Genomic DNA, 22,547 nt, shown 5'->3' with positions numbered 1-22,547 from the left:
CCAGTTGTGCCAAGCTGGCGTCATGTCGCCCCGTTCCATCGGTCTTGTCTCATTGACCCGCCATCTCGGCGCCTGGCGTGCGCCGGGCGCCGGCGCGGCCTATCGCCAGCTGGCGGGCGCGCTCCGGCTGCTGATTCTGGACGGTCGTCTGCCGCTGGCGGCGCGGTTGCCGGGCGAGCGCGAACTGGCGCAGGCGTTGAGCCTGAGCCGCACCACCGTATCGGCCGCCTATGGGCGATTGCGCGACGAAGGCTTCCTGTCGGGCGGTCAGGGGGCGGCGGCTCGCACCCGCCTTCCCGCCGGGCCGGGACCGCGCAAAGGGGGCATCGAGGATCGGGGCGACTGGCCGGGCCTGATCGATCTGACGTCCGCCGTCCTGCCGGCCGATCCCAATGTCCACGCCGCCTATGTCCGGGCGCTGGAGCGACTGCCGGCGAACCTGCCGGGCCACGGTTACGAGACGGCGGGCCTGGAGGAACTGCGCGAGGCGGTGGCGGCCGGCTATCGGCGGCGTGGCCTGCCGACCTCGCCGGGCCAGATCCTGATCACCCACGGCGCGCACAACGGCCTGGTCCATCTGCTGCGGCTGACGGTGCGGGTGGGCAGACCGGTGGTGTTCGACCACCCGACCTATCCCCAGGCCATCGACGCCATTCTGGCCGCGGGCGGCCGCGCCGTGCCTGTGGCCCTGCCGGACGTCGAAGGCGAGGAGGGCTGGGATGTCGAGGGTCTGGTCTCGGCCTGTCGCAGCAGCGGGGCGGCGATGGCCTATCTGGTGCTGGACCACAACAATCCAACGGGGCGAATGATGCGGGCGTCGGATCGGACGCGGCTGCTGGCGGGCCTGAAGGGGTCGGAGACCTTGCTGGTGCTGGACGAGACCCTGGTCGATCTGACGCTGAGCGGGCCGCCGGCCTTGAGCGCTTCCGCCGTCGATGCGCCGCGCATGGTGCGGCTGGGTTCGATGTCCAAGAGCGTCTGGGGCGGACTGCGAATCGGCTGGGTCCGCGCCGACCGGGCCGTGATCCAACGACTGGCCCAGAGCCGCGCCAGCTTCGACCTGGGCGTGCCGATCCTGGAGCAGCTCGCGGCGGTCGAGCTGTTGAACGACGGCGGCAAGGCCCTGGCCGCGCGCCGGCCCCTGCTGCGCGCGCGCCGCGATCACCTGCGCGCCCGTCTGGCCGAACGCTTGCCGGATTGGACGTGTCCGCATCCAGCCGGAGGGCTGTCCTTATGGGCGCGGCTGCCCGGGCCGATCAGTTCCGCCCTGACCATCCAGGCCGAGGTCGAAGGCCTGCGCCTCGCCGCCGGTCCCCGCTTCGGCGTCGACGGCGCCTTCGAGCGCCGACTGCGTCTGCCCTATACCCTGCCCGAAGCCGAGCTGGACGAGGCGGTGACGCGCCTGGCCCGCGCGGCCGGGAGGGTCGGTGGCGCCGCCGCCGCCGTGAGGGCGATCAGGCCGGTCGCCGTCTATTGAGGATCAGACGTCCAGGTCCACGGTCACGGGGGCGTGGTCGCTGGGGCGTTCCCATTCACGCACGTCGTCGTGGATGCGGGCCGTGTCCCTGACCACGGCGGGCGTCAGGCCGGGCGAGGTCCAGACGTGGTCCAGGCGCAGGCCGCGATTGGACTTGCGGAAGTCGGCGGCGCGATAGCTCCACCAGCTGGCGAGCTTCTGCGGCTCGGGGAAACGGTCGCGCAGCACGTCGGCGAAACCGCCGGTCTCCTGAAGCCGGTTCAGGGTCTCGACCTCGATCGGCGTATGGCTGACGATCTTGGACATATAGCGGTGGTTCCACACATCGCCTTCGCCCGGAGCGATGTTGAAGTCGCCGGCCATCACCAGCGGCCGCGCCTTGTCCTGTTTGGCGACGATGCCGGTCAACTGTTCATAGAAGTCCATCTTGTGATCGAACTTGGGGTTCAGCGCCCGGTCGGGGATGTCGCCGCCCGCCGGGATGTAGAAGTTCTGCACGTCGATTCCGGCGACGCTGGCCGAGACGCAGCGCGCGTGGCCCAGCTTGCAGACCTGGAAGGTGTCGCTGTCCTCAAGCGGCAGGCGGCTGGCGATGGCCACGCCGTGCCAGCCCTTCTGACCCGCCACCCGCAGATGCGGCAGGCCCATCTCTTCGAAGGCGGCGCGGGGGAACTGGTCCGTGGTGCATTTGATTTCCTGCAGCATCAGGACGTCGGGCGCGCGTTCGGCGACGAAACGGGCGACCTGATCGATGCGCAGGCGGACGGAGTTGATGTTCCAGGTGGCGAGGCGAAGGGTCATGCCCCCGTCTAGCAGGCGCGGCGGTTAAAAAAAGCCCGGCCGTGACGGGCCGGGCTCTGGGAGGTTCGTCTCTCTCGCCGCCGGGGAGGGGGATATCTTCCGTGGCGGTAGAACGGCCGCCGCCGTTCCTGTGCCGAAAGTGTCACTGTCGAATATAAAAGTCAAACACCCATAATGTCCGCTTGCGCGTGTTCATTATGAAACAGTCCGGCGGCGGACGAATCGCCTTGGGGTCGGGATCAGTTCGTGATGGCGGGAGAGGCGGGCGCGGTGGCCCATTCGCCGCGCCAGTCGTAGCTGAGGGTGACGCAGTGCCGATAGGCGCCGTCGGACCACCGGCCCACGGCCTGCATGGTCAGGGGGCGGGGCGCGCGCACGCGGCTCATGATCAGCCAGACCTCGTCGGCCCCGGGACACAGGGCGCGGGCCAGGCCCCGGCCGTCGCCGTCCTGATCCACGGAATAGATGTCGCTCTCGGTCGCGCCGTCGGGCAGGACGCGCCGCGCCGCATCGGGGCCGCCGCGCGTAAAGCCGGCCGTGCCGCGCGCGGTGGTGGAAAACAGCCGCTCCACCTGCACCGCGCCGAACAGGCCGCGCCGCACCTCCAGGGTAACCCCCTTGGTCAGGGCCTGGGTGATGCGATCCGAGGCGTTGTAGGACAGAAACCGGGTGTCCGCATGGGCCGGCGCCGCCATGGCGAGGGCGGCGGCAAGACCGAGAGAAAGGGCGTTCAGACGGCGCATAGGTGTCTCTTCCTCAGGTTTTGCGGCGATAACGGGGCTGGCGTCGATCAGGCCTCGCCCAGGCAGCGCAGGGCGACCTCCAGGTTTCGCAGACCGTCCTCGCCGGTCACAGCCGCCGTCTCGCCCGTGTTGATGGCGCGGGCGAAGGCTTCCAGTTCCTTCTTCAGCGGTTCGGCGGGCCAGGCGTTCAGCATCCGCGTCGAATAGGAGCCGTCCGGCTGCTGGCCGAAATATTCCGTCACCTGGCGCGTGATCAGGTCGGCGACGATGAACTTGGTCTTGGTGGCGACCTGAAGGGTGCGGGTCTTGTAGGGCGTGACCCAGTTGGTGGTGATGTGGGCGATCACGCCATTGTCCAGACGGAACTGCAGCAGGGCCGTATCCTCGCGGTCGGCGCGGGTGCGGGCCAGCTGGGGCTGGACCTCGGTGATTTCCGAGCCGGTCAGGTGGCGGATGATGTCGATGTCGTGGACGGCGAGGTCGATGACCACCCCGACCTCGCCCATGCGGGGCGGGAAGGGACCGACGCGGGTGATCTGGATGGAGATGATCTCGTCGTCCGCGACCGCGCGCTTGACCGTCTCGACCGCCGGATTGAACCGTTCGACCTGGCCGACCATCAGGACGCGGTCGTTGGCGCGGGCCGCGTCGATCATGCGCTCGGCGTCGGCGACCGTAGCGGCGATGGGCTTTTCGACCAGGACATGGACGCCCTTCTCCAGCAGGGCCACCCCCACCTCGGCGTGGAAGCGGTTGGGCGTGGCGACGACGGCGGCGTCCAGACCCGCATCGACGAAGGCCTGGGCCGTCGTGACCGCCGACGCCTCATAGGCGGCGGCGACGCCCTCAGCCGTCACGGCGTCGGGATCGAAGATGGTCGTCAGGTCGAACTCGCGCATTTCCGAGGCGACGCGCGCATGGTTGCGGCCCATGACGCCGGCGCCGGCGACGCCGATCTTGAGGGGGGCGGTGGTTGGCATGAGGACGACCCTTATTGCTTCTCTCTTCCCGTCATCCTCGCCCTTGTGGCGAGGATCCATACTCCCGGTGTGGTCCGGTGCGACGGGTCGTAGGTCCGACTTTATGGATCCTAGGCACAAGGCCTAGGATGACGAAAGAAATAGCTTCGACGTTCAGCCTTTGAACGAAGCGACGGCGGCGACGATGCGGTCCTGGGTCGCGGCGTCCAGGTCCGAATGCATCGGCAGGCTGACGACCACGTCCTTTAGCCGCTCGGTCACGGGCAGGCCGCCCGCGCCGCGCGGATAGTGTTCATAGGCGGGCTGGAGGTGCAGCGGGATCGGATAATAGACCGCCGTGGGCACGCCCTGTTCCTTCAGGTGCGCGGCCAGACCGTCGCGGTTCGGGTGTTCGATCGTATATTGCGCCCAGTTGGAGATGTTTCCGGTCGGCACGTCCGGGACCTTGGCGACGTGGGGGCGCAAGGCTTCGTTGTAGCGGGCGGCGGCGGCGTTCCGCCATTCGATCTCCTGGGCGAAGACCTTCAGCTTTTCGATCAGGACGGCGGCCTGGATCGTGTCCAGACGGCTGTTCAGACCGATCCGCATGTTCAGATATTTGGGGTCGTGGTCGAAGGCGCGGTCCTTCAGGTCCACGGCGACGGCCTTGCCGTGGACGCGGATGGAATCCATCAGCTGGGCCAGTTCGTCGTCATTGGTCAGCACCGCCCCGCCGTCGCCGTAGCAGCCCAGCGGCTTGGCGGGGAAGAAGCTGGTGGTGGTGACGTCGGCCCATTTCAGCGGATGTTCGCCCGCGATGGTGCAGCCGAAGCCTTGCGCCGAATCCGAGATCAGCTTCAGCCCGTGTTTGTCGCAAATGGCCTTGATCGCCGGATAGTCGGCGGGCTGGCCGAACAGGTCGACGGCGATGACCACGCGCGGCGTCAGACGGCCCTCGGCCTTGATCCCTTCGATGGCGCGCTCCAGCGCGGCCGGGTCCATGTTGTAGGTGTCGGCGTCCACATCGACGAACACCGGCTCGGCGTCAAACCAGGGCACGACCTCGGCGGTGGCGGCGAAGGTGAAGCTGGGCACGAAGACCGCGTCGCCGCGTCCCACGCCCCAGGCCATCAGCGGCAGGGCCAGGGCGTCCGTGCCGTTGGCGCAGCCCAGGGCGTGTTTGGCCCGGCCGAAGGCGGCGAGGTCGGCCTCGAACTGACGCACCTGCGGGCCCATGACCCAGGCGCCGCCGACGACGGCGTCCTGAACGGCGGCCTCGATCTTGCCGGCGAGACGCAGGCGCTGGGCCTGAAGGTCGATGAAGGGGATCATGGGGTCGCTCTCTCCATAACAGGATCGGGGCCGCGCGGCCGGGCCTCTGCGGGCCGCCGATGTCGCGCCGTCCTAGCAAGATCGGACGCGGGGGCCAAATCGCGGGGCGTCACATCGCGTTGCCCTTTGCAACGGTCGCTTTCGCTTGGCGGGGGCCGGGCTGATGCTCTAAGCCAGCCCCATGATCGCCCTCGCCGCCGCTCAGACCAGGGTTTCCAACTGGCTGTTCGACCATGCCTTGCCGTTGTGGGTCGAACGCGGCGTCGACGCCAAAGGCCGCTTTTTCGAACAGCTGGACTTCGACGGGCGGCCGGTCCTGGGCCAGCGCCGGCGCACCCGCGTCCAGGCGCGTCAGGTCTATGTGTTTTGCGAAGCCGCCGCCTTGGGCTGGCAGGCGGGGCGCGGCGTGGCCCAGGCGGGGCTGGATTGTCTGATCGCCACGGGCCGGCGCGATGACGGCCTGTGGATCGGCGCGACGGACGACGAGGGCGCGGTGATCGACGCGGCGCCCGATCTGTATGACGTGGCCTTCGTGATGTTCGCTCTGGCCGCCGCGCATCGGGTGCTGGGCGATCCGCGCGCCCGGCCCCTGGCGCTTCAGACCCTGGCGGCGATCGAGGCGCGGATGGCCGCGCCGCACGACGGATGGCATGAGGCCCTGCCGCCGCGCCTGCCGCGCCGCCAGAACCCGCATATGCATATGCTGGAGGCCATGCTGGCCTGGCAGGCGACGGCCCCCGACCCGGCGTTCGCGGCGGCGGCGGGCGTCTCGCTGGATCTGTGTCGGCGCCATTTCATGGTCGATGGGGCGATCCGCGAATATTTCGGCGCCGACTGGCGGCTCGATCCGCAGAATGGCCGGGTGATCGAGCCGGGCCATCTGGAGGAATGGGCCTGGCTGCTGCGTCAGGCCGGATCGCTGGACCCCGACGCCGAAGCGACCGCCGAGACGCTGCATCGCCGCGCGGTGAGGCAAGGCCGCCGCGACGGCTTCCTGATCCGCGAGATCGATCCGTCCGGCGCGCCCTTGGACGGCGGCCGGCGTCTGTGGGCCCAGACCGAGGCGGTGCGGACGGGCCTGAGCTTCAGGGACGAAGGCGTGGCGGGGTTGATCGACCGCATTCTGGACACCCATCTGGCGACCGACGTGCCGGGTCTGTGGGTCGACAGCTATGAGGCGGACGGGCGATCCAACGACCGCGCGGCGCCGGCCTCCAGCCTCTATCACCTGATGACCGCCTTTTCCGAACTGCTGAGACTGGACCTATGACCGGAACCCCCGCCGCCTTTCTGGATCGCGACGGCGTCCTGATCGAGGACTGCGGCTATCCGCATCGGCCCGAGGATCTGAAGCTGACGCCCGGCGTGGCGGCGGCGGTGCGTCGGATGAACCAGGCGGGCTATCGCACCGTCATCGTCACCAATCAGTCGGGCGTGGCGCGGGGCCTGTTCAGCGAAGATCGGATGCACGCCTTCAACGCCCTGTTGGTGGAGACCCTGGCCGAACAGGGCGCCGTCATCGACGCCGTCTATGCCTGCCCCTTTCACGCCGATGCGGTCGAGGCGCGCTATCGCCATGCCGATCACCCGGATCGCAAGCCCAATCCCGGAATGCTGACGCGCGCCATCGCCGAGCACCATCTGGACCCCGCCCGCAGCTTCATCATCGGCGACCAGCCCACCGACATCGAGGCGGGGCGACGCGCGGGGGTGAAGGGCTTTCTGTTCGCGGGCGGCGATCTGGACGACTTCGTGCGCGAGACGGTCGGCCTGTAAGGCGTCGCATTTCCTCGTCCGGTGAATTACTCTGGCGAAAACGCTGGAGGAGATCGCCCATGCCGGGTTCGCCATCGCCTGATCCCAAACCGTTCGTCGAGCGGCGCTGGGCCTCGCCGGACGGCCTTCATCTGTTCGCCCGCGACTATGCGGCCGGTCCCGGCCCGGCGCGGAAGCCGATCATCGCCATCCATGGGCTGACGCGAAACAGCGCGGACTTCGAGGCCATCGCGCCGCTGATGGCGCAGGGCGGACGGCGGGTGCTGGCCGTGGACGTGCGGGGGCGCGGCCTGTCGGACTGGGCGCCCGATCCGATGACCTATACGCCGGACGTCTATGCGCGCGACGTCCTGGCCCTGATGGATCAGGCGGGGATCGCGCGGGCGGTCTTCGTCGGCACCTCCATGGGCGGGCTGATCACCATGGCGCTGACGGCGATGCGGCCCAAGGCGGTGGTCGCGGCCATCCTGAACGACATCGGCCCGGAGGTGGCGCCGGAAGGTCTGGCGCGGATCGCCAGCTACAGCGGTCAGCCGGTCGAGATCGCGACCTGGGCGGACGCCGCCGCCTACGCCCGGCGGATCAACGGCGTGGCCTTTCCCCACTATTCGGACGCCGACTGGGACGGGTTCGCCCGCCGCATCTTCCGCCAGCAGCCGGATGGTGCGATCGGCCTGAACTATGACCCCGACATCGCCGTGCCGATCCGGGCGGCGGGGGCCAGGGCGCTGGTTCCAGACCTCTGGCCGGATTTCCTGCGCCTGGCCCAGAAGCCGACCCTGCTCGTGCGGGGCGGAAACTCCGATCTGCTGAGCGCCGACATCGCCGACAGAATGCGCAAGGCCGCCTCGTCGATGGCCTATGTGGAGGTTCCCGGCGTCGGCCATGCCCCTATGCTGGACGAGCCGGAAGCGCAGGCGGCGATCTTCGCGTTTCTGTCCGAGGCGCAGTGAGGGGGCTTGCACCATCCCCGTCATCCTCGGGCTTGATCCGGGGATCGAGCCATCCGCCGCTGTGCTTCAGCGGGGGCGCACAGCCCACTTCACCTCCGGTCCTAGGGCCAAGCCCTAAGGGTGACGCTCTACGATGGGTGGTCGCTCAGTCCTTTGTCGGATCGACGCGCGACGTGTCGCCATAGGTCAGGGCCAGGAAGACGTCCTCCAGATCCGGGTCCTCGGTGGTGATGTCGGCGATGGTGACGCCGGCGGTGCGGACGGCGTTGATGACCTGCTCCACCGACGACTGCCCCTTCTTATAGGCGACGGCGAAGGCGCCGCCCGGCCGGGCCGTGACCTCGAAGCCCGCCAGAACCGGCGGCGTCGCCTGGGGCGTCTCGGGCGTCACGACGACGTTGCGGCTGTCCAGACGGCGCAGCAGTTGCGGCGTCGGTTCGCAGGCCACCACCTCGCCCCGGTTGACGATGGCGATGGTGTCGCAAAGCTCCTGCGCCTCTTCCAGATAGTGGGTGGTCAGGACGATGGTCACGCCCTCTTCGTTGATGCGGCGGACATAGGCCCACAGCTGGCGGCGCAGTTCGACGTCCACCCCCGCCGTCGGCTCGTCCAGGATCAGGATGGGCGGATTGTGGACCAGCGCCTTGGCCACCATCAGGCGACGTTTCATGCCGCCGGACAGGGCGCGGACATAGGCGTTGGCCTTGTCCGACAGGCCCAGGGCCGCCAGCAGTTCGTCGGATCGCCGCTCGTCCCTGGGCACGCCATAGAAGCCGGCCTGGACCTCCAGCGATTCGCGCGGGGTGAAGAAGACGTCGGCGACGATCTCCTGCGGCACGACGCCCAGGGCGGCGGCGGCGTCGCGCGGCTCCTTGTCGATGTCGCGGCCCCAGATGGTCACGGAGCCTTCGGACTTCTTCACCACCCCGGCCAGAATGTTGATCAGGGTAGATTTTCCGGCGCCGTTGGGGCCGAGCAGGCCGAAGACCGAGCCGCGCGGAATGACCAGATCGACGCCGCGCAGGGCCGTCTTGGGCGGCGCCTTCTTGGACCCGGCATAGGTCTTTTTCAGCCCGCGCACCGCGATGGCGTTGTCGGGCAGGGCGAGGGTCTCGGACATGATCGGCTATTCACTCGGGCGGGACGGCGAGCGGCATAGGTAGGGCGCGCGGCCGCCTTCGCCAACCTGTCCAAATGGAAGGAACGACAAGTTCGCCTGTCCTTGTGTCAATGACACTTGACGATCATATTCTTTGTGTCTAGCGTACTTGTCATAAAGACAACCTAACTTGATGGAGATCGCCATGACTGTCGTTCAGAATTCCAGGACGCCCCTGACCCGCACCCGTCTGATCGGTTTCGCCGCCATGACCGTGTGCGCCATCGGCTATATCGGCGGCGGCCTTGTGCTGTTGGCCGGCAAGACCGATCAGATCGACATGACCCATGCGGCCGTCGCCGGCGCGGGTTTGTTGCTGATCGGCGAAATCGGTCTGTGGGTCGGCGCGGCCTGCCTGGGTCTGACGCTGTTCAAGAAGCGCAAGGCGATGCTGAACCGCCTGCTGGGTCGTCGTCCGACGGCGGCGTCCGAGGTTTGACCTTGGGGGCGGGGCCGCCTAGGAAGCCCGCAAGTCTTCCACATCGGACCCCGCCATGCCCCCGCGCCACGCCGACGCCATCATCCCGCCGCCCGAAGAGATCGTCGTTTCGACCAAGCGCGTGGCCTGCGACGGCGGCGGCGGCGCCCTGGGCCACCCGCTGGTCTATATGGACATGGGCGAGGACGATTTCATCGAATGCGGCTATTGCGACCGCCGCTTCGTCCTGTCGGCCCATCCGCACGACGAGAACGAATATCTGAGTCCGGCGGCCCGCGCGGCCGAGGCGCACTAAAGGCCGTAACCTCAGTTCAGTCGCGAGGTCGGGCGGTCAGGGTCTATAGGATCGCCTGAACGCCTGTTCTGGATGGAGACCCGACCCTTGCGTTATCTGCATACCATGGTCCGGGTGACGGACATCGACGCCTCTCTGCGTTTCTACTGCGACCTGCTGGGCCTGCAGGAGGTGCGCCGCACCGAGAACGAGGCCGGCCGGTTCACCCTGATCTTCCTCGCCGCGCCAAAGAACCTGGCGCAGTCGGCGGCGGAACGCTGTCCCGAGGTCGAACTGACCTTCAACTGGGACCCGCAAACGTATGACGGCGGCCGGAACTTCGGCCATCTGGCCTATAAGGTCGATGACATCTACGCCGCCTGCCGGCGGTTGATGGACGGCGGGGTGACGATCAACCGCCCGCCGCGCGACGGCAATATGGCCTTCGTCCGCTCGCCCGACGGCATCTCCATCGAACTGCTGCAGGACGGCGAGCCCCTGGCGCCGGCCGAGCCCTGGGCGTCCATGCCCAACACCGGGGTCTGGTGATGGGTCTGCGGCGGGTCGCATCGCTGTCGGCCGTGGCGTTGGCGCTGTCGGCCTGCGCCTCGACCACCGAGAGCAACATCGGGCGCACGGCGACCGAACAGTTGCTGCTGGCGCGTGCGTCGGACCGGGCCATCGAGGGTCTGGTCCTGCCCCTGCCGCTGGGGGCCTCGGTGTTCGTGGACGACGCCTATTTCCAGGGCGAGGGCACGCGCTACGCCGTCAGCGCCATTCGTGGCGCCCTGTCCGACGCCGGGTTCAGCCTGGCCCGCACCAAGGACGAGGCCAACGCCGTGTTCGAGATTCGCGCCGGCGCCCTGTCGCTGGAGCAGATGCGGCGCGTCTTCGGCATTCCCGAAATGCGTATTCCGATCAACGAGACCTTCAACGTCGTCTCCCTGCCGGAGCTGTCGGTGTACAGCCACCGCGACCGGGTCGGCGTCGCCGAATTCTCGGGCTTTCTCTACGAGGCCAAGACAGGGGCGCCGCTGGGCGCCGTCACGCCGATGATCGGCACCTATCGCATCCGCAGCCACAAGGCCTTCATGGTCGTGTCCTGGGGCCAGCAGCAGGCCCAGCCGGGTCAACGCGACCCCGGATCGAGCTGGACCGAATTCTGACGCTGACGCGGGGGCTTCGGAGCCCTATGTTCCAGCCATGACCGAGACGACCGCGCCCGAGCCGACAGAAACCGAACGCCAGATGACGCAGGACGGCCCGGCGCTGCGGCTGTGGATGATCGACGCCTCGGCCTATATCTTCCGCGCCTATCACGCCCTGCCGCCCTTGACGCGCAAGTCGGACGGCCTGCCGGTGGGGGCGGTCCAGGGCTACTGCAACATGTTGTGGAAGCTGCTGAAGGACATGAAGGGCGCGGACGGCCCCACCCATCTGGTGGCCATCTTCGACCACTCGGAAAAGACGTTCCGCAACACCCTGTACGATCAGTACAAGGCCCACCGTCCGCCGCCGCCCGAAGATCTGGTGCCTCAGTTCCCGCTGGTGCGCGAGGCGACGGCGGCGTTCGGGGTCCATTGCGTCGAACTGCCCGGATACGAGGCCGACGACCTGATCGCCACCTACGCCTGCAAGGCGCGGGATAGGGGCGGCGAGGCGGTGATCGTGTCGTCCGATAAGGACCTGATGCAGCTGATCGGCGGCGGCGTCGTGATGTGGGACCCGATGAAGGACCGGCGTCTGGCCGAGCCGGAGGTGTTCGAGAAGTTCGGCGTCGGGCCCGAGAAGATGGTCGATCTGCAGGCCCTGATCGGCGACAGCGTCGACAATGTGCCGGGCGCCCCGGGCATTGGGCCGAAGACGGCGGCTCAGCTGCTGGACGAATACGGCGATCTGGACACCCTGCTGGCGAATGCCGGCGAGATCAAACAGCCCAAGCGTCGCCAGACCCTGATCGACTTCGCCGACCAGATCCGTTTGTCACGCGAACTGGTGCGTCTGACCTGCGATGCGCCCGCGCCCGAGGCCATCGACGACTTTGCGGTGCGCGACCCCGATCCCGCGACCCTGTCGGCCTTTCTTGAGGCGATGGAGTTCCGGTCGCTGCAACGCCGGGTCGGCGACGGCAAGGCCGGGCCCAGCGAGGTCTCGGCCTTTGCGCCCAAGCGCGCGCCCAACCTGTCCGCCCCGGTCGCCACGCCGCGTTATGGCCAGGTCGTGGACGGCCCGGCCGAGGTCCAGACCTTCGACCACTCGACCTATGAATGCGTCCAGACCGAGGAGGCGCTGGATCGCTGGATCGCTCGCGCGACCGAGGTCGGTGTGGTCGGTTTCGACACCGAGACGGACGCCCTGTCGGCGACCCATGCGGGTCTGTGCGGCGTATCGCTGGCGGTCGGGCCGAACGAAGCCTGCTACATCCCCCTGACCCACGAGCATGAGCCGCAGGCCAATGACGGCGGCCTGTTCGGCGAACCGGGCGAGGCGCGCGAGCCGATCCATCAGCTGGACAAGCCGCCGACCCTGGCCAGGCTGAAGACCCTGCTGGAGAACCCGTCGGTCCTGAAGGTGTTGCAGAACGCCAAATACGACATCGCCGTGATGGCGCGCCGGGGCATCCGCGTGGCGCCCTATGACGACACCATGCTGATCTCCTATGTGCTGGAGGGCGGTCTGCACGGACACGGCATGGACGAGCTGGCGCGGCTGCACCTCGGCCACGACCCCATCCCGTTCAAGTCGGTGGCGGGGACGGGCAAGAGCCAGAAGTCGTTCAAGCACGTGGCCTTGCGACCCGCCTCGGAATACGCCGCCGAGGACGCCGATGTGACGCTGCGCCTGTGGCGCATCCTGAAGCCGCGTCTGGCGCGCGAGGGCCTGTCCACGGTCTATGAGACGCTGGAGCGCGGGATGCCGACGGTTCTGGCCGAGATGGAGACGGCGGGCGTCCGCATCGATCCCGACCGGCTGAAACGGCTGTCCAGCGAGTTCGGCCTGCGGATGGCAGAGCTGGAGGCCGAGGCCGAACGGATCGCCGGCCGGCCCTTCAACATCGGCTCGCCGCGTCAGATCGGCGAAATCCTGTTCGGCGAGCTGAACCTGCCGGGCGGCAAGAAGACCGCCAGCGGCCAGTGGGGCACCGACGCCAGCGTGCTGGAGGAGCTGGCGCTGAGCCACGACTTGCCGCGCACCATCCTGGACTGGCGCCAGCTGTCCAAGCTGAAGGGCACCTACACCGACGCCCTGATCGCCGCCGCCGATCCGAAGACCGACCGGGTCCACACCAGCTATCAGCTGGCGGCCGCCTCGACCGGGCGTCTGGCGTCCAGCGATCCGAACCTTCAGAACATTCCGATCCGCACCGAGACGGGCCGCGAAATCCGTCAGGCCTTCATCGCCGCGCCGGGCCATGTGCTGATCAGCGCCGACTACAGCCAGATCGAGCTGCGGCTTCTGGCCCATATCGGCGACATCGCCGAGTTGAAACGCGCCTTCAAGGCGGGGCTGGACATTCACGCCGCGACCGCCAGCGAAATGTTCGGCGTGCCGGTCGAGGGGATGCCGGCCGAGACGCGCCGTCGGGCCAAGGCCATCAACTTCGGCATCGTCTATGGCATTTCCGCCTTCGGCCTGGCCAACCAGCTGGGCATCGATCAGGGCGAGGCGGGGGCCTATATCAAGACCTATTTCGAACGCTTCCCCGGCATCCGCGACTATATGGACCGGACCAAGGCCGAGGTGCGCCAGACGGGCTTCGTCTCGACCGTCTTCGGCCGTCGCATCCACATCCCCGCCATCCTGTCCAAGTCGGGCGCCGAGCGTCAGTTCGGCGAACGCGCGGCCATCAACGCCCCGATCCAGGGCGCGGCCGCCGACATCATCCGCCGCGCCATGATCCGCATGCCGAACGCCCTGACCGAGGCCGGACTGTCAACGCGCATGCTGCTGCAGGTCCACGACGAACTGGTGTTCGAGACCCCGGAAGCCGAGGCCGAACGCGCCATTCCCGTGATCCGCCGCATCATGGAAAACGCCGCCGAACCGGCCGTCGCACTGACCGTGCCGTTGGTGGTCGAGGCCCGCGCCGCCGCCAACTGGGACGAGGCCCACTGATCGGAGGTCAGGTCGGCGTGGCGCCTTCCAACTCTTTGATCCGCGCCTCGATCTGATCCGACAGTTGGTAGATGTCCGTCAGGTCGCCGATGAGATGTCGAGTTTCGCCCTTCTCGGCGAAGGTGCCGACATATTTCTTGGTGACGCCGTTGAAGTGCAGTCGGGCGATGGTCTTGCGGTTGTTGTCGTCCAGCAGGATCGCGCAATAGGACTGGGCGTCTCGCATGACGATGCGATTGGGCTTCACCAGTTTCGAGGCGATCGCCTGGACGATGTGGAAGCCTGACACTTCCTCAGCGGTGGTCACGATCATTTCAGGGTCGCTGGGGGGCGCCTCTTCCTGATCGACCATGGAGGGGCCCGTGGCGTTCAGGGCGGTGGACAGGCGTTCGTTGACCTTGTCGCGGATGATCGACGAGAAGGTCGCGACGACCATCTTGCCGAAGTTTTCGCGCACCTGAGCCGTGACGCGGCCATCGTGAACGCGAGCGGCCATCATCCGCACGAATTCTTCCGAAGGCTCGGCCATCTCGTTTTCCAGCTCCTTGCGGAGCAGGGACTGGAGCTTGAGCAGCCCCGCTTCCTGGACGATCTTGTCGATGTCGAACGAGAGTTTGGTGAACTTCTCGACGGTACGCCCGTCGGTCGGCTTCAACGCATCCATGCTGAAGGTGAAAAACGGCTTGTCGTCCATCTTGTTGGTGGCTTCGACATCCGAATAGAACTGATAGACGACGCCATTGGTCAGGATGGCGAGCCGCGCATCCGTGACGGAGAAGTAGCGGAACAACTGGCTGGCATGGTTGAGATTCAGCGCCACGTTGCTGGGTTTGCATTCGACCAGAATGCGGACCTTGCCGCCGTCGCAGATGGCGTAGTCGACCTTCTCGCCCCTCTTGGTGCCGACATCGGCGGTGTATTCCGGGATGACCTCGGACGGATTGAACACGTCGTAGCCAAGTGCCTGGATGAACGGCATGACGAGCGCCGTCTTGGCGGCTTCTTCGGTCAGCAACACCTCGCGGTGTTCCATCGTCCGCTTCTGAAGTTCGGCGAGTTTCGTTTGAATGTCCAAGGCTTCCCCCAATTCTGACAGCCCGAGCTAATCAGCAACCTGCGGGAGAGTCTATATACCTTAAAGCGAGTGTGCGGCGCCGTCAGGCGGCGGCCATGCCGATGTCGTCGGGGAGTTCGCCGCGGCCCAGGAGGCCGGTTTCGAAGTCCATGAAGATGTCCATCAGCTCCTCGACATTGACCGGCGAGGCGTTGGGACCGAAGCGGAAGCGCCAGTAGCTGACGATGTGCTGGACTGCCCCCAGCTGGTCGCCCAGCTTGGCGAACATCGACGGCGCATCCAGCAGGAAGTCGCGGAAGGCGGTGGGCTGTCCTTCAAGCGTCAGCTTGGCGTAGGCGTCGTCATAGACGCGCAGGGTTCGGCTGACCTCGTCGCAGGTCTTGATGATCCGGCCGCGCAGCACGTCGCGGCTGCGCGCCAGATATTCCTTGGCGGGACGGTCGATCTTGCCCACGGGTCGAATGGTGCGAACAGCCTCGGCGACGGTGGCGACGTCGTGCAGAAGCGCGGCCAGCGTCCATTTGTAATAGAGGAAGCCTTTCCAGCAGAAGACCCCCTCCTGGTACTGTTCCGGGGCCAGACGCAGGGTCAGGCGCAGGGCGTCCAGCTGGTCGCCGGGCGTGTTGGACAGGATCTTGGCCGCCATCCGTCCGGCCGAATCGGCGTTGATCGCAATCGTATCCGCCCCAAGGCTGAGCGTGACCAGGGGTTCGATCTCGCTGCGCACGAAGGCCAGCATCCGCTGAAGATCGCTTTCGCTGATCGAGAAATAGCATGAGGCCGGGTCCAGCCCGCCGCGTCGAAGCTGTTCGCGCAGCAGGAAGGGATCGAGCGACGGCAATTTGTCGATCAGACGCAGGGTCGCGATGTCGGGATGGCTGGCGGGCACCCCGAACGCCTCCATCATCATCCGCTCGAAGCCGATCTGATTGACGAAGACATAGCGGCCGCCGGTCTTCAGGTCCGCCTCGTCGATGGGGATGACGATCTTGGTGACGACCTGGCGGCGGCCGGTGAACAGGTCCGTCTCGTTGCGGCGCAGCCGGTGTTTGATGATCAGGGCGCGGTTCAGCGCGGTGGTGCGGAAGATGGGGAAGCTGGCCCATTCTGGATTGCGCACGGCGCCGTCCGGGCCGCTGTCGCCGTTCTCTTCCCAGACCCGCAGCAGGTTCAGCACCCGCGCCGTGGAGGCCGAGCTCTTCAGATGTTCCAGGCTGCGAACGGCGCGATCGGTCATGCGATCAGCCTAGACGCGAAATCGTCACCAAATGGCTTAGGCCGCCTCAGAAGGCGGCCGTGACCGAAACCCAGAGGCGGCGCGGCTCCTGATTGTTGGCGAATTCCGGCGCATAGGCCACGGGGCTGCCGTAGGGCAGCAGGCTGACGAAGTCCTTGTCGAAGACATTATAGACCACGGCGTTCACCGTCAGATTGTCGTCGATCCGATAGGCGCCGCCGAGGTGGAACAGGCTGTAGGCCTTGTAGTCGCCGAGCGCGGTCTGGGCGTCGCCCACGCCCCGGTAACGCGACGACCGATATTCGCCGCGCAGCCACAGGTTCAGCCGGTCGTTGGCGACCCAGCGCAGATTGGCGTTCACCATATGCTCGGGCGTGTCGGTCAAGGGCCGACCTGCCGCCGCGCCGGACTTCTGTTCGCTGTTGGTGAAGGTGTAGTTGCCCTGAAGCGTCCAGGCGTCGTCGAAGCGGAAGCGGGCCGTGGCCTCGATCCCCTTCGTCACCGCCTCATCGATGTTCACGCTCTGGCCGAAGGTGGGAACCCCGGCGATATAGGCGGTGTAGAAGCCCACGTCGTAGCAGCCGGACTTGTTGTAGCCGCCGGCGGCGAACTGGGCCTGGGTCAGGCCGAACAGGCAGTTGGCGATCGGCACGCCGCTGGCGATCTTGTCGTCGAACTGATTGTGGAAGACGGTGATTCCGGCCCGCAGGCGGCTGTGGTCGTCATACAGCACAGCGAACTCGGTCGAGGTCGAGGTTTCCGGCATCAGACCGGGGCTGCCCAGAAGGGGCAGGCGGCCCTGGGCGCCGAAGCCGTTGATGCCCGAGGCCAGCTGTTCCAGACGCGGTGTCTTGAAGCCCTGGCTGACGCCGCCCTTCACGGTCCAGACCGCGTTGGGGTTCCACACCAGATAGGCGCGCGGGCTGAAGTGCGAGCCGAAGGTCGAGTGGTCGTCGTGGCGCGCGCCCAGCGTCAGGGCCAGGCTGTCGGTGAAACGCCACTCGTCCTCGGCGAAGACGGCCCACTGGGTGTGGCTGAAGGCGCCGGACACCACGCCGTCGGTCATTTCGGCGTCCCAGTGCTGGCCGCCGACGGTGAAGGTGTTGTTACGCCATTGGGAGAACAGCTTGGTGTCGAAGATGCGGTTCTCGCTCTCCAGACTGCGGGCCCCGCCGGCCCCGGCGACGCCGTTCGGAATGATCCGGCCGCGGGTCTCGGTTCTGGCGACCGAATAGTTGGATTCCAGCACGCCGAACGGCAGGCGCCAGTTGTGGGCCACGGCGATCTGGTCGCGATTGAACTCCAGGAATTTGTCATAGCCGCCGGCGGTGGTGGCGGTGCCCATCTGGCCCTTGGAGTTGTCGTACCACTGGCGCGTCACGTCGCCATCGATCCACAGATCATGGTCGGGATGCAGGTTGAAGGCCACCCGCCCGCCGGCCGACCAGATCTGGTTGGCGGTGGCGCTGCGGCCGAAGCCGGACACCGGGGTCTGGACGCCCGCGACGGTCTCATAGGTCAGTCGGGACTGCTCCCGCTCCGAGCGCGAGGCCCGGATCGAGACGCCGACGCGATCGGCCACAAGCGGCCCGGCCAAATAGATGTCGCCGCCGCGAATGTCGCCGAACTCCTCGTCGCCCTGAAGGGTGTAGTGGGCCGTCGCCGACCCATGCCAGCTGTCGCCGATCTTGCGGGTGATGATGTTGACCACCCCGCCCATGGCGTCGGAGCCGTACAGGGTCGAGACGGGGCCGCGCACCACCTCGACCCGGTCGATGGCCGACACCGGGGGCAGGAAGCTGGTGGCGGTCTCGCCGAATCCGTTGGGGGTGACGCTGCCGGCCGTGTTCTGGCGGCGACCGTCGATCAGGACCAGGGTGTAGTCCGATCCCATGCCGCGAATATTGATGGTCTGGCCGCCCGACTTGCCGACAGCGGCGCCGGTGTCGACACCTTCGACATTGTTCAGGATCTCGGCGATGGAGACGGCGCGCACCTCCTCGATCTCGGCGCGCGGGATCACGCTGATGGAGGCGGGGGCCTGGGTGATCCGCTGTTCGAAGCCCGAGGCGGTGACGACGATCTCGCCCAGCTCGGCGGTCTGGCCGGCGACGGGCTGCGGCGCGCTCTGGGCCCAGGCGGCGTTGGCCGTCAGGCCGAAGGCGAGGGAGGCGCCGGCCAGCAGGCGTGAGCGGGTCGAAATCGTCATGTGAAGCAGCCCCAATTAATTGCGAGCGCCTCTCAACATCATTCGCAATCGTCGTCCAAGGGGGGTGCGCCGATCCGTCGCAAGCTGCGCCGTATGCGGATGACGCTCCGGCGCCCGACGCTGGCGCCCGGTCGCGATCCGGGTCTAGAACGACGTCATGCAGATTTTCGACCTTCTGATCGTCGCCGCCATCGTCGCCGTGACCGTCACCCTGGGGCTGGGGCTCTATTCGCTGTTTCGCGGCGGAGACTATGCGCTGAGCCATTCCAATCGGCTGATGCGGCTGCGCGTCGGCCTGCAGGCGGTGGCGGTGCTGCTGCTGGTGATCGGCATGATGTGGAAGGCGACGCGGGGCGGCTGATCATGGTGACGCTGAACAAGATCTACACCCGGACCGGCGACGGCGGTCAGACGCGACTGGCCTCGGGCGCGCCCGTCTCCAAGACCGACGCCCGGGTCGAAGCCTATGGGGCGGTGGACGAACTGAACGCCGTGATCGGCATCGCGCGGTTGAACAGCGGCCAGAACGACCGGATCGACGCCATGCTGGGCCGCATCCAGAACGAGTTGTTCGACCTGGGCGCCGACCTGGCCACGCCGCTCGATCCGCCCCCGGCGTGGGAGGCGCTGCGGATCATCGACAGCCAGGTCGAGCGGTTGGAGCAGGAGATCGACTGGATGAACGAGAGCCTCAAGGCGCTCGACAGCTTCATCCTGCCCGGCGGCGCGCCCCTGTCGGCGCATCTGCACATGGCCCGAACCGTCTGTCGCCGGGCCGAGCGTGAGGCGGTGCGTCTGGTCGAGGCCGGGGAGGCGGTGAACGGCGCGGCTATCCGCTATCTGAACCGGCTGTCCGACCATCTGTTCGTCGCCGCCCGGCGCGCCAACGCCAACGGCGCCGGCGACGTCAAATGGAAGCCGGGTGCGACTCGCTAGGCGTCGTCCTCAGGCCGCCGGTCGCGCGGCCGCCAGGGCCGCCTTCTGACGCTGGGCCTCGGCGGCGCGAGCGCGGCTTTCGGCGGCCAGCTCATGTTCGATGCGGACCAGTTCGCGGTTCTTCTCGGCCGAGGCCTCCTCGCGCGACATGCCGTTGGGACGGCCGGTGATCTGGGCGATGGAGATGGGCTGGGCGCAGATGCGGCTTTCCATGTCGTACCACTTGCCCGCCGCCTCGCACCGTTTGCCCGGTGCGACCCAATAGTCCTGCAGCACGAAGATCCCGACGATGGCGAGCCCGAACAGGCCGAAGAAAATCATCGCCAGGCGGGGAAAGGTCAGGAAACGCTTCATCTGGTGGTCCGTTAGGTGAAATCGCAGCCGCAGCTTGACGCCACGTTACATTGACAGGCCTTCGCGACCGCTCCATGTCCTTGCCCCTGCATTCAGGCGATTTCACGGATAGACCCATGAAGGTACTCGTCCCCGTCAAACGGGTGATCGACTATAACGTCAAGGCCCGCGTCAAGGCGGATCAGTCGGGCGTCGATCTGGCCAACGTCAAGATGAGCATGAACCCGTTCGACGAGATCGCGGTCGAAGAGGCGGTTCGTCTGAAGGAAGGCAAGGAGCATCACGCGGCCGGCACGGCGACCGAGATCGTGGTCGTCTCCATCGGCGTGACCCAGGCCCAGGAGACGATCCGCACGGCCCTGGCCATGGGCGCGGATCGCGGCCTGCTGATCCAGTCGGATGCGGATCTTGAGCCGCTGGCCGTCGCCAAACTGCTGAAGGCGGTGGTCGACGAGGAGAAGCCGGACCTGGTCCTGATGGGCAAACAGTCCATCGACGGCGACAATAATGCGGTGGGTCAGATGCTGGCCGCCCTGCTGGACTGGCCCCAGGCGACCTTCGCCGGCAAGCTGGTCATCGACGGCGGCAAGGCCACGGTGACGCGCGAAGTGGATGGCGGCCTTCAGACGGTCGCGGCTGAACTGCCCGCCGTGGTGACGGTCGATCTGCGGCTGAACACGCCGCGCTATGCGTCGCTGCCCAACATCATGAAGGCCAAGAAGAAGGAGATCGCGGTCAAGGCGGTCGGCGACTACGGCGTCGATGTCGCTGATCGTCTGAAGGTCGTGAAGGTCACGGAACCGCCCAAGCGGTCCGCCGGGGTCAAGGTCGCCGACGCCGCCGAACTGGTTTCCAAGCTCAAGTCCGCGGGAGCGCTGTAATATGGCTGTCCTCGTCATCGCCGATCACGACGGTTCGACCGTTCGCGACACCACCAACAAGACCGTGACCGCCGCGCTCGGCCTGTCGTCCGACGTGGACGTTCTGGTCGTGGGGCAGGGGGCGCAGGCCGCCGCCGACAGCGCCGCCAGGATCGCGGGCGTCCGCAAGGTGCTTTTGGCCGAAAGCGCCGGTCTGGGCCACGGCCTGGCCGAGGCGGTCGAGGCGACCGTCGCGCCGCTGGCCGCTGACTATGACGCGATCCTGACCCCGGCCTCGACCGACGGCAAGAATTTCGCGCCGCGCATCGCCGCCAAACTGGACGTCGCCCCGATCTCCGACATTGTCGAGGTCGTGTCCGCCGACACCTTCGTGCGGCCCATCTATGCGGGCAATGCGCTGGAGACGGTGCAGTCGTCCGACGCCAAGAAGGTCATCACGGTTCGTCCGACGGCCTTCAACGCCGCCGCAGAGGGCGGTTCGGCCCCGGTTGAGTCCGTCGCCGGCGCCGATGCGCCCAGGACCGCCTTCGTCTCGGAGGAAATGGTCAAGTCGGACCGCCCCGAACTGGGCGCCGCCAAGATCATCGTTTCGGGCGGACGGGCCCTGGGTTCGGCGGAGGAGTTCCATGCCGTCATGGAACCGCTGGCCGACAAGCTGGGCGCCGCCATCGGCGCCTCGCGCGCGGCAGTGGACGCCGGCTATGCGCCCAACGACTATCAGGTCGGCCAGACCGGCAAGGTGGTCGCGCCCCAGCTCTATGTCGCCGTGGGCATCTCGGGCGCCATCCAGCACCTGGCGGGCATGAAGGATTCCAAGACCATCGTGGCCATCAACAAGGACCCGGACGCCCCGATCTTCCAGGTCGCCGACTATGGTCTGGTCGCCGACTACAAGACCGCCGTGCCCGAACTGCTGGCCGCACTGGGCTGACGCCTGGGCGATCAAATACGGCAAGGGCGCGATGTCGAAGCCGACGTCGCGCCCTTTCGCCATTCTGGAAGGGCCGTGATGGCGACATTGGCCGTGAAGCTGCAGCCCGGCGCCGCGATGGACCGGATCGACGGATGGGACGTGGATGCGTCCGGTCGCCCGGTGCTGAAGGTCCGCGTCCGCGCGCGGCCCGTCGACAGAGAGGCCAATGACGCCCTGGTCCGGTTTCTGGCCAAGAGCCTCGGTCTTCCGAAATCGACCGTCGCCCTGGCGCGGGGCGGCCAGTCCCGGCTCAAGATGATCGCCTTGGATGGTCTGGACGACGCCGCGCTCCTCGCCCGGATTGAACAAAGGCTCTCCCACGCCTGATCGAAGGGACGAATCCGGTTCACGGCGCGTTGTCTTCGAAATCTGGAGACGACCGATGACCGATCCCTCGCAAACGCGAATCCTTCACGCCCGCAGCGGCGTGACACTCGAACAGCGCAACGACGGGTTCGCCGTCGTGAGTCTGAGAACCGAAGCGCCCGCCGTGTTCGACGACGAAGACCAGGCGCGTCAGGCTTTCGACGCCGAGGTCGCGCGAGCCGAGAAAGACCCCGAACTGATGTCCAGGCTAGGCGGGGCCTGATCCTAGAGGGCGTCAGAAGGTATCGGGCGCCGTTCGCCGATTCCGACTCCGCGAGAAACTTCGCTTCGTTTCCAGATTCTACTTGCTGCGGAAAATGTGTCCCCGTATAGGGCTGCCTCGCTCGGGAACGGGCTGGTCTTTCGGGGCCTTGGGGGCTGGTTCTCCGGGGTTTTGAGGGGAGCGGGGGTTGAGAAACTTCTTGCTTTCCTGGGTTGGTTTGATTAGTTTCCGCGCTTCAATCGAATCGCCGGTTTGGTGAAGGGG

The 22,547-nt window shown here is 67.2% G+C and carries 24 protein-coding genes; 15 read left to right on the top strand and 9 right to left on the bottom strand.

Going from position 1 to position 22,547, the window contains the following annotated elements; genetic code table 11:
- Positions 1-52: 52 nt before the first annotated feature.
- The gene (locus SH203_RS13765) at positions 53-1,477 is read left to right on the top strand and encodes a PLP-dependent aminotransferase family protein (protein ID WP_234989518.1); all 1,425 of its coding nucleotides are present in this window, start codon (positions 53-55) and stop codon (positions 1,475-1,477) included.
- 3 nt (positions 1,478-1,480) lie between these two features.
- Here SH203_RS13765 and SH203_RS13760 read toward each other — a convergent pair whose 3' ends face one another.
- From SH203_RS13760 to SH203_RS13745, 4 genes are all read right to left on the bottom strand, one after another.
- Entirely contained in the window at positions 1,481-2,278 is a 798-nt protein-coding gene (locus SH203_RS13760; RefSeq protein ID WP_087121530.1) for an exodeoxyribonuclease III, read from the bottom strand.
- Positions 2,279-2,517: 239 nt separating this feature from the next.
- Positions 2,518-3,021: a hypothetical protein gene (locus tag SH203_RS13755; RefSeq protein WP_087121529.1), complete on the bottom strand. Its 504-nt coding sequence runs from the start codon at positions 3,019-3,021 to the stop codon at positions 2,518-2,520.
- 47 nt (positions 3,022-3,068) lie between these two features.
- Complete coding sequence (locus SH203_RS13750) at positions 3,069-4,001, bottom strand: Gfo/Idh/MocA family protein (RefSeq protein WP_087121528.1); 933 nt, start codon at positions 3,999-4,001, stop codon at positions 3,069-3,071.
- A gap of 153 nt (positions 4,002-4,154) precedes the next feature.
- Positions 4,155-5,312: a DegT/DnrJ/EryC1/StrS aminotransferase family protein gene (locus SH203_RS13745; protein ID WP_087121527.1), complete on the bottom strand. Its 1,158-nt coding sequence runs from the start codon at positions 5,310-5,312 to the stop codon at positions 4,155-4,157.
- A 181-nt stretch (positions 5,313-5,493) separates the two neighbouring features.
- Between SH203_RS13745 and SH203_RS13740 the strand changes: the two genes are divergently transcribed.
- The 3 genes from SH203_RS13740 to SH203_RS13730 are packed head-to-tail and all read left to right on the top strand — an operon-like array spanning position 5,494 to position 8,041.
- The gene (locus tag SH203_RS13740) at positions 5,494-6,582 is read left to right on the top strand and encodes an AGE family epimerase/isomerase (protein ID WP_087121526.1); all 1,089 of its coding nucleotides are present in this window, start codon (positions 5,494-5,496) and stop codon (positions 6,580-6,582) included.
- Positions 6,579-7,088 carry an HAD-IIIA family hydrolase gene (locus SH203_RS13735; RefSeq protein ID WP_087121525.1) on the top strand — a complete coding sequence of 170 codons (510 nt, stop codon included), beginning with the start codon at positions 6,579-6,581 and terminating at the stop codon, positions 7,086-7,088. Before SH203_RS13740 ends, SH203_RS13735 begins: the two co-directional genes overlap by 4 nt.
- A 59-nt stretch (positions 7,089-7,147) precedes the next feature.
- Positions 7,148-8,041 (top strand): alpha/beta fold hydrolase, encoded by an 894-nt coding sequence (locus SH203_RS13730; RefSeq protein WP_087121524.1) that lies wholly within the window; start codon positions 7,148-7,150, stop codon positions 8,039-8,041.
- A gap of 145 nt (positions 8,042-8,186) precedes the next feature.
- Here SH203_RS13730 and SH203_RS13725 read toward each other — a convergent pair whose 3' ends face one another.
- Positions 8,187-9,161 (bottom strand): ABC transporter ATP-binding protein, encoded by a 975-nt coding sequence (locus tag SH203_RS13725; protein ID WP_087121523.1) that lies wholly within the window; start codon positions 9,159-9,161, stop codon positions 8,187-8,189.
- Positions 9,162-9,345: 184 nt separating this feature from the next.
- On the opposite strand from SH203_RS13725, the gene SH203_RS13720 reads away from it, so the two are divergent.
- The 5 genes from SH203_RS13720 to polA all read left to right on the top strand — a co-directional run bounded on the left by SH203_RS13720 (position 9,346) and on the right by polA (position 14,029).
- The gene (locus SH203_RS13720; protein WP_200808956.1) at positions 9,346-9,639 is read left to right on the top strand and encodes a hypothetical protein; all 294 of its coding nucleotides are present in this window, start codon (positions 9,346-9,348) and stop codon (positions 9,637-9,639) included.
- A 55-nt stretch (positions 9,640-9,694) separates the two neighbouring features.
- Positions 9,695-9,934, top strand: coding sequence for a zinc-finger domain-containing protein (locus tag SH203_RS13715; RefSeq protein ID WP_087121521.1), 240 nt, complete (start codon positions 9,695-9,697; stop codon positions 9,932-9,934).
- Between the two features lie 87 nt (positions 9,935-10,021).
- Positions 10,022-10,462 (top strand): VOC family protein, encoded by a 441-nt coding sequence (locus SH203_RS13710; RefSeq protein ID WP_087121520.1) that lies wholly within the window; start codon positions 10,022-10,024, stop codon positions 10,460-10,462.
- Positions 10,462-11,079, top strand: coding sequence for a DUF6655 family protein (locus SH203_RS13705; protein ID WP_087121519.1), 618 nt, complete (start codon positions 10,462-10,464; stop codon positions 11,077-11,079). The genes SH203_RS13710 and SH203_RS13705 overlap by 1 nt, the downstream gene beginning before the upstream one ends.
- Positions 11,080-11,116: 37 nt before the next feature.
- The gene (gene polA, locus SH203_RS13700) at positions 11,117-14,029 is read left to right on the top strand and encodes a DNA polymerase I (protein ID WP_087121518.1); all 2,913 of its coding nucleotides are present in this window, start codon (positions 11,117-11,119) and stop codon (positions 14,027-14,029) included.
- 7 nt (positions 14,030-14,036) lie between these two features.
- Here the strand turns inward: polA and SH203_RS13695 are convergent, their stop codons facing one another.
- From SH203_RS13695 to SH203_RS13685, 3 genes are all read right to left on the bottom strand, one after another.
- The gene (locus SH203_RS13695; protein WP_087121517.1) at positions 14,037-15,104 is read right to left on the bottom strand and encodes a type I restriction endonuclease; all 1,068 of its coding nucleotides are present in this window, start codon (positions 15,102-15,104) and stop codon (positions 14,037-14,039) included.
- Between the two features lie 82 nt (positions 15,105-15,186).
- Positions 15,187-16,341: a hypothetical protein gene (locus tag SH203_RS13690; RefSeq protein WP_087121516.1), complete on the bottom strand. Its 1,155-nt coding sequence runs from the start codon at positions 16,339-16,341 to the stop codon at positions 15,187-15,189.
- A 46-nt stretch (positions 16,342-16,387) separates the two neighbouring features.
- On the bottom strand, positions 16,388-18,550 hold the full coding sequence (locus SH203_RS13685; protein ID WP_087121515.1) for a TonB-dependent receptor domain-containing protein: 2,163 nt from the start codon (positions 18,548-18,550) through the stop codon (positions 16,388-16,390).
- A gap of 157 nt (positions 18,551-18,707) precedes the next feature.
- Between SH203_RS13685 and SH203_RS13680 the strand changes: the two genes are divergently transcribed.
- Entirely contained in the window at positions 18,708-18,911 is a 204-nt protein-coding gene (locus tag SH203_RS13680) for a twin transmembrane helix small protein (protein ID WP_087121514.1), read from the top strand.
- 2 nt (positions 18,912-18,913) lie between these two features.
- Positions 18,914-19,486: a cob(I)yrinic acid a,c-diamide adenosyltransferase gene (locus SH203_RS13675; protein WP_087121674.1), complete on the top strand. Its 573-nt coding sequence runs from the start codon at positions 18,914-18,916 to the stop codon at positions 19,484-19,486.
- A gap of 9 nt (positions 19,487-19,495) precedes the next feature.
- On the opposite strand, the gene SH203_RS13670 is transcribed toward SH203_RS13675, so the two are convergent.
- Positions 19,496-19,840 carry a hypothetical protein gene (locus SH203_RS13670; RefSeq protein WP_087121513.1) on the bottom strand — a complete coding sequence of 115 codons (345 nt, stop codon included), beginning with the start codon at positions 19,838-19,840 and terminating at the stop codon, positions 19,496-19,498.
- A gap of 116 nt (positions 19,841-19,956) precedes the next feature.
- Here SH203_RS13670 and SH203_RS13665 point away from each other — a divergent pair, with 116 nt between their 5' ends.
- The 4 genes from SH203_RS13665 to SH203_RS13650 all read left to right on the top strand — a co-directional run bounded on the left by SH203_RS13665 (position 19,957) and on the right by SH203_RS13650 (position 22,283).
- A complete protein-coding gene (locus SH203_RS13665; protein ID WP_087121512.1) occupies positions 19,957-20,721 on the top strand; it encodes an electron transfer flavoprotein subunit beta/FixA family protein in 765 nt (254 codons plus the stop codon).
- Position 20,722: 1 nt separating this feature from the next.
- Positions 20,723-21,652, top strand: a complete 930-nt coding sequence (locus SH203_RS13660; RefSeq protein ID WP_087121511.1) for an electron transfer flavoprotein subunit alpha/FixB family protein — start codon at positions 20,723-20,725, stop codon at positions 21,650-21,652.
- Between the two features lie 78 nt (positions 21,653-21,730).
- Positions 21,731-22,021, top strand: a complete 291-nt coding sequence (locus tag SH203_RS13655) for a DUF167 family protein (RefSeq protein WP_087121510.1) — start codon at positions 21,731-21,733, stop codon at positions 22,019-22,021.
- A gap of 55 nt (positions 22,022-22,076) precedes the next feature.
- Positions 22,077-22,283, top strand: coding sequence for a hypothetical protein (locus tag SH203_RS13650; protein WP_087121509.1), 207 nt, complete (start codon positions 22,077-22,079; stop codon positions 22,281-22,283).
- The last annotated feature ends 264 nt before the right edge of the window (positions 22,284-22,547 follow it).

Origin of the sequence: Brevundimonas sp. SH203 (assembly GCF_002157625.1) — a bacterium.
GTDB lineage: Bacteria > Pseudomonadota > Alphaproteobacteria > Caulobacterales > Caulobacteraceae > Brevundimonas.
Note: the sequence above shows the minus strand (reverse complement) of the source record. Positions and strands in the feature narration are given on the sequence as shown.

Bases quoted from the DNA above. Each gene is read 5' to 3' on its own strand.
- SH203_RS13760 (WP_087121530.1), bottom strand. From the start codon at position 2,278: ATGACCCTTCGCCTCGCCACCTGGAACATCAACTCCGTCCGCCTGCGC.
- SH203_RS13755 (WP_087121529.1), bottom strand. From the start codon at position 3,021: ATGCGCCGTCTGAACGCCCTTTCTCTCGGTCTTGCCGCCGCCCTCGCC.
- SH203_RS13750 (WP_087121528.1), bottom strand. From the start codon at position 4,001: ATGCCAACCACCGCCCCCCTCAAGATCGGCGTCGCCGGCGCCGGCGTC.
- SH203_RS13745 (WP_087121527.1), bottom strand. From the start codon at position 5,312: ATGATCCCCTTCATCGACCTTCAGGCCCAGCGCCTGCGTCTCGCCGGC.
- SH203_RS13740 (WP_087121526.1), top strand. From the start codon at position 5,494: ATGATCGCCCTCGCCGCCGCTCAGACCAGGGTTTCCAACTGGCTGTTC.
- SH203_RS13735 (WP_087121525.1), top strand. From the start codon at position 6,579: ATGACCGGAACCCCCGCCGCCTTTCTGGATCGCGACGGCGTCCTGATC.
- SH203_RS13730 (WP_087121524.1), top strand. From the start codon at position 7,148: ATGCCGGGTTCGCCATCGCCTGATCCCAAACCGTTCGTCGAGCGGCGC.
- SH203_RS13725 (WP_087121523.1), bottom strand. From the start codon at position 9,161: ATGTCCGAGACCCTCGCCCTGCCCGACAACGCCATCGCGGTGCGCGGG.
- SH203_RS13720 (WP_200808956.1), top strand. From the start codon at position 9,346: ATGACTGTCGTTCAGAATTCCAGGACGCCCCTGACCCGCACCCGTCTG.
- SH203_RS13715 (WP_087121521.1), top strand. From the start codon at position 9,695: ATGCCCCCGCGCCACGCCGACGCCATCATCCCGCCGCCCGAAGAGATC.
- SH203_RS13705 (WP_087121519.1), top strand. From the start codon at position 10,462: ATGGGTCTGCGGCGGGTCGCATCGCTGTCGGCCGTGGCGTTGGCGCTG.
- polA (WP_087121518.1), top strand. From the start codon at position 11,117: ATGACCGAGACGACCGCGCCCGAGCCGACAGAAACCGAACGCCAGATG.
- SH203_RS13690 (WP_087121516.1), bottom strand. From the start codon at position 16,341: ATGACCGATCGCGCCGTTCGCAGCCTGGAACATCTGAAGAGCTCGGCC.
- SH203_RS13685 (WP_087121515.1), bottom strand. From the start codon at position 18,550: ATGACGATTTCGACCCGCTCACGCCTGCTGGCCGGCGCCTCCCTCGCC.
- SH203_RS13680 (WP_087121514.1), top strand. From the start codon at position 18,708: ATGCAGATTTTCGACCTTCTGATCGTCGCCGCCATCGTCGCCGTGACC.
- SH203_RS13675 (WP_087121674.1), top strand. From the start codon at position 18,914: ATGGTGACGCTGAACAAGATCTACACCCGGACCGGCGACGGCGGTCAG.
- SH203_RS13670 (WP_087121513.1), bottom strand. From the start codon at position 19,840: ATGAAGCGTTTCCTGACCTTTCCCCGCCTGGCGATGATTTTCTTCGGC.
- SH203_RS13665 (WP_087121512.1), top strand. From the start codon at position 19,957: ATGAAGGTACTCGTCCCCGTCAAACGGGTGATCGACTATAACGTCAAG.
- SH203_RS13660 (WP_087121511.1), top strand. From the start codon at position 20,723: ATGGCTGTCCTCGTCATCGCCGATCACGACGGTTCGACCGTTCGCGAC.
- SH203_RS13655 (WP_087121510.1), top strand. From the start codon at position 21,731: ATGGCGACATTGGCCGTGAAGCTGCAGCCCGGCGCCGCGATGGACCGG.
- SH203_RS13650 (WP_087121509.1), top strand. From the start codon at position 22,077: ATGACCGATCCCTCGCAAACGCGAATCCTTCACGCCCGCAGCGGCGTG.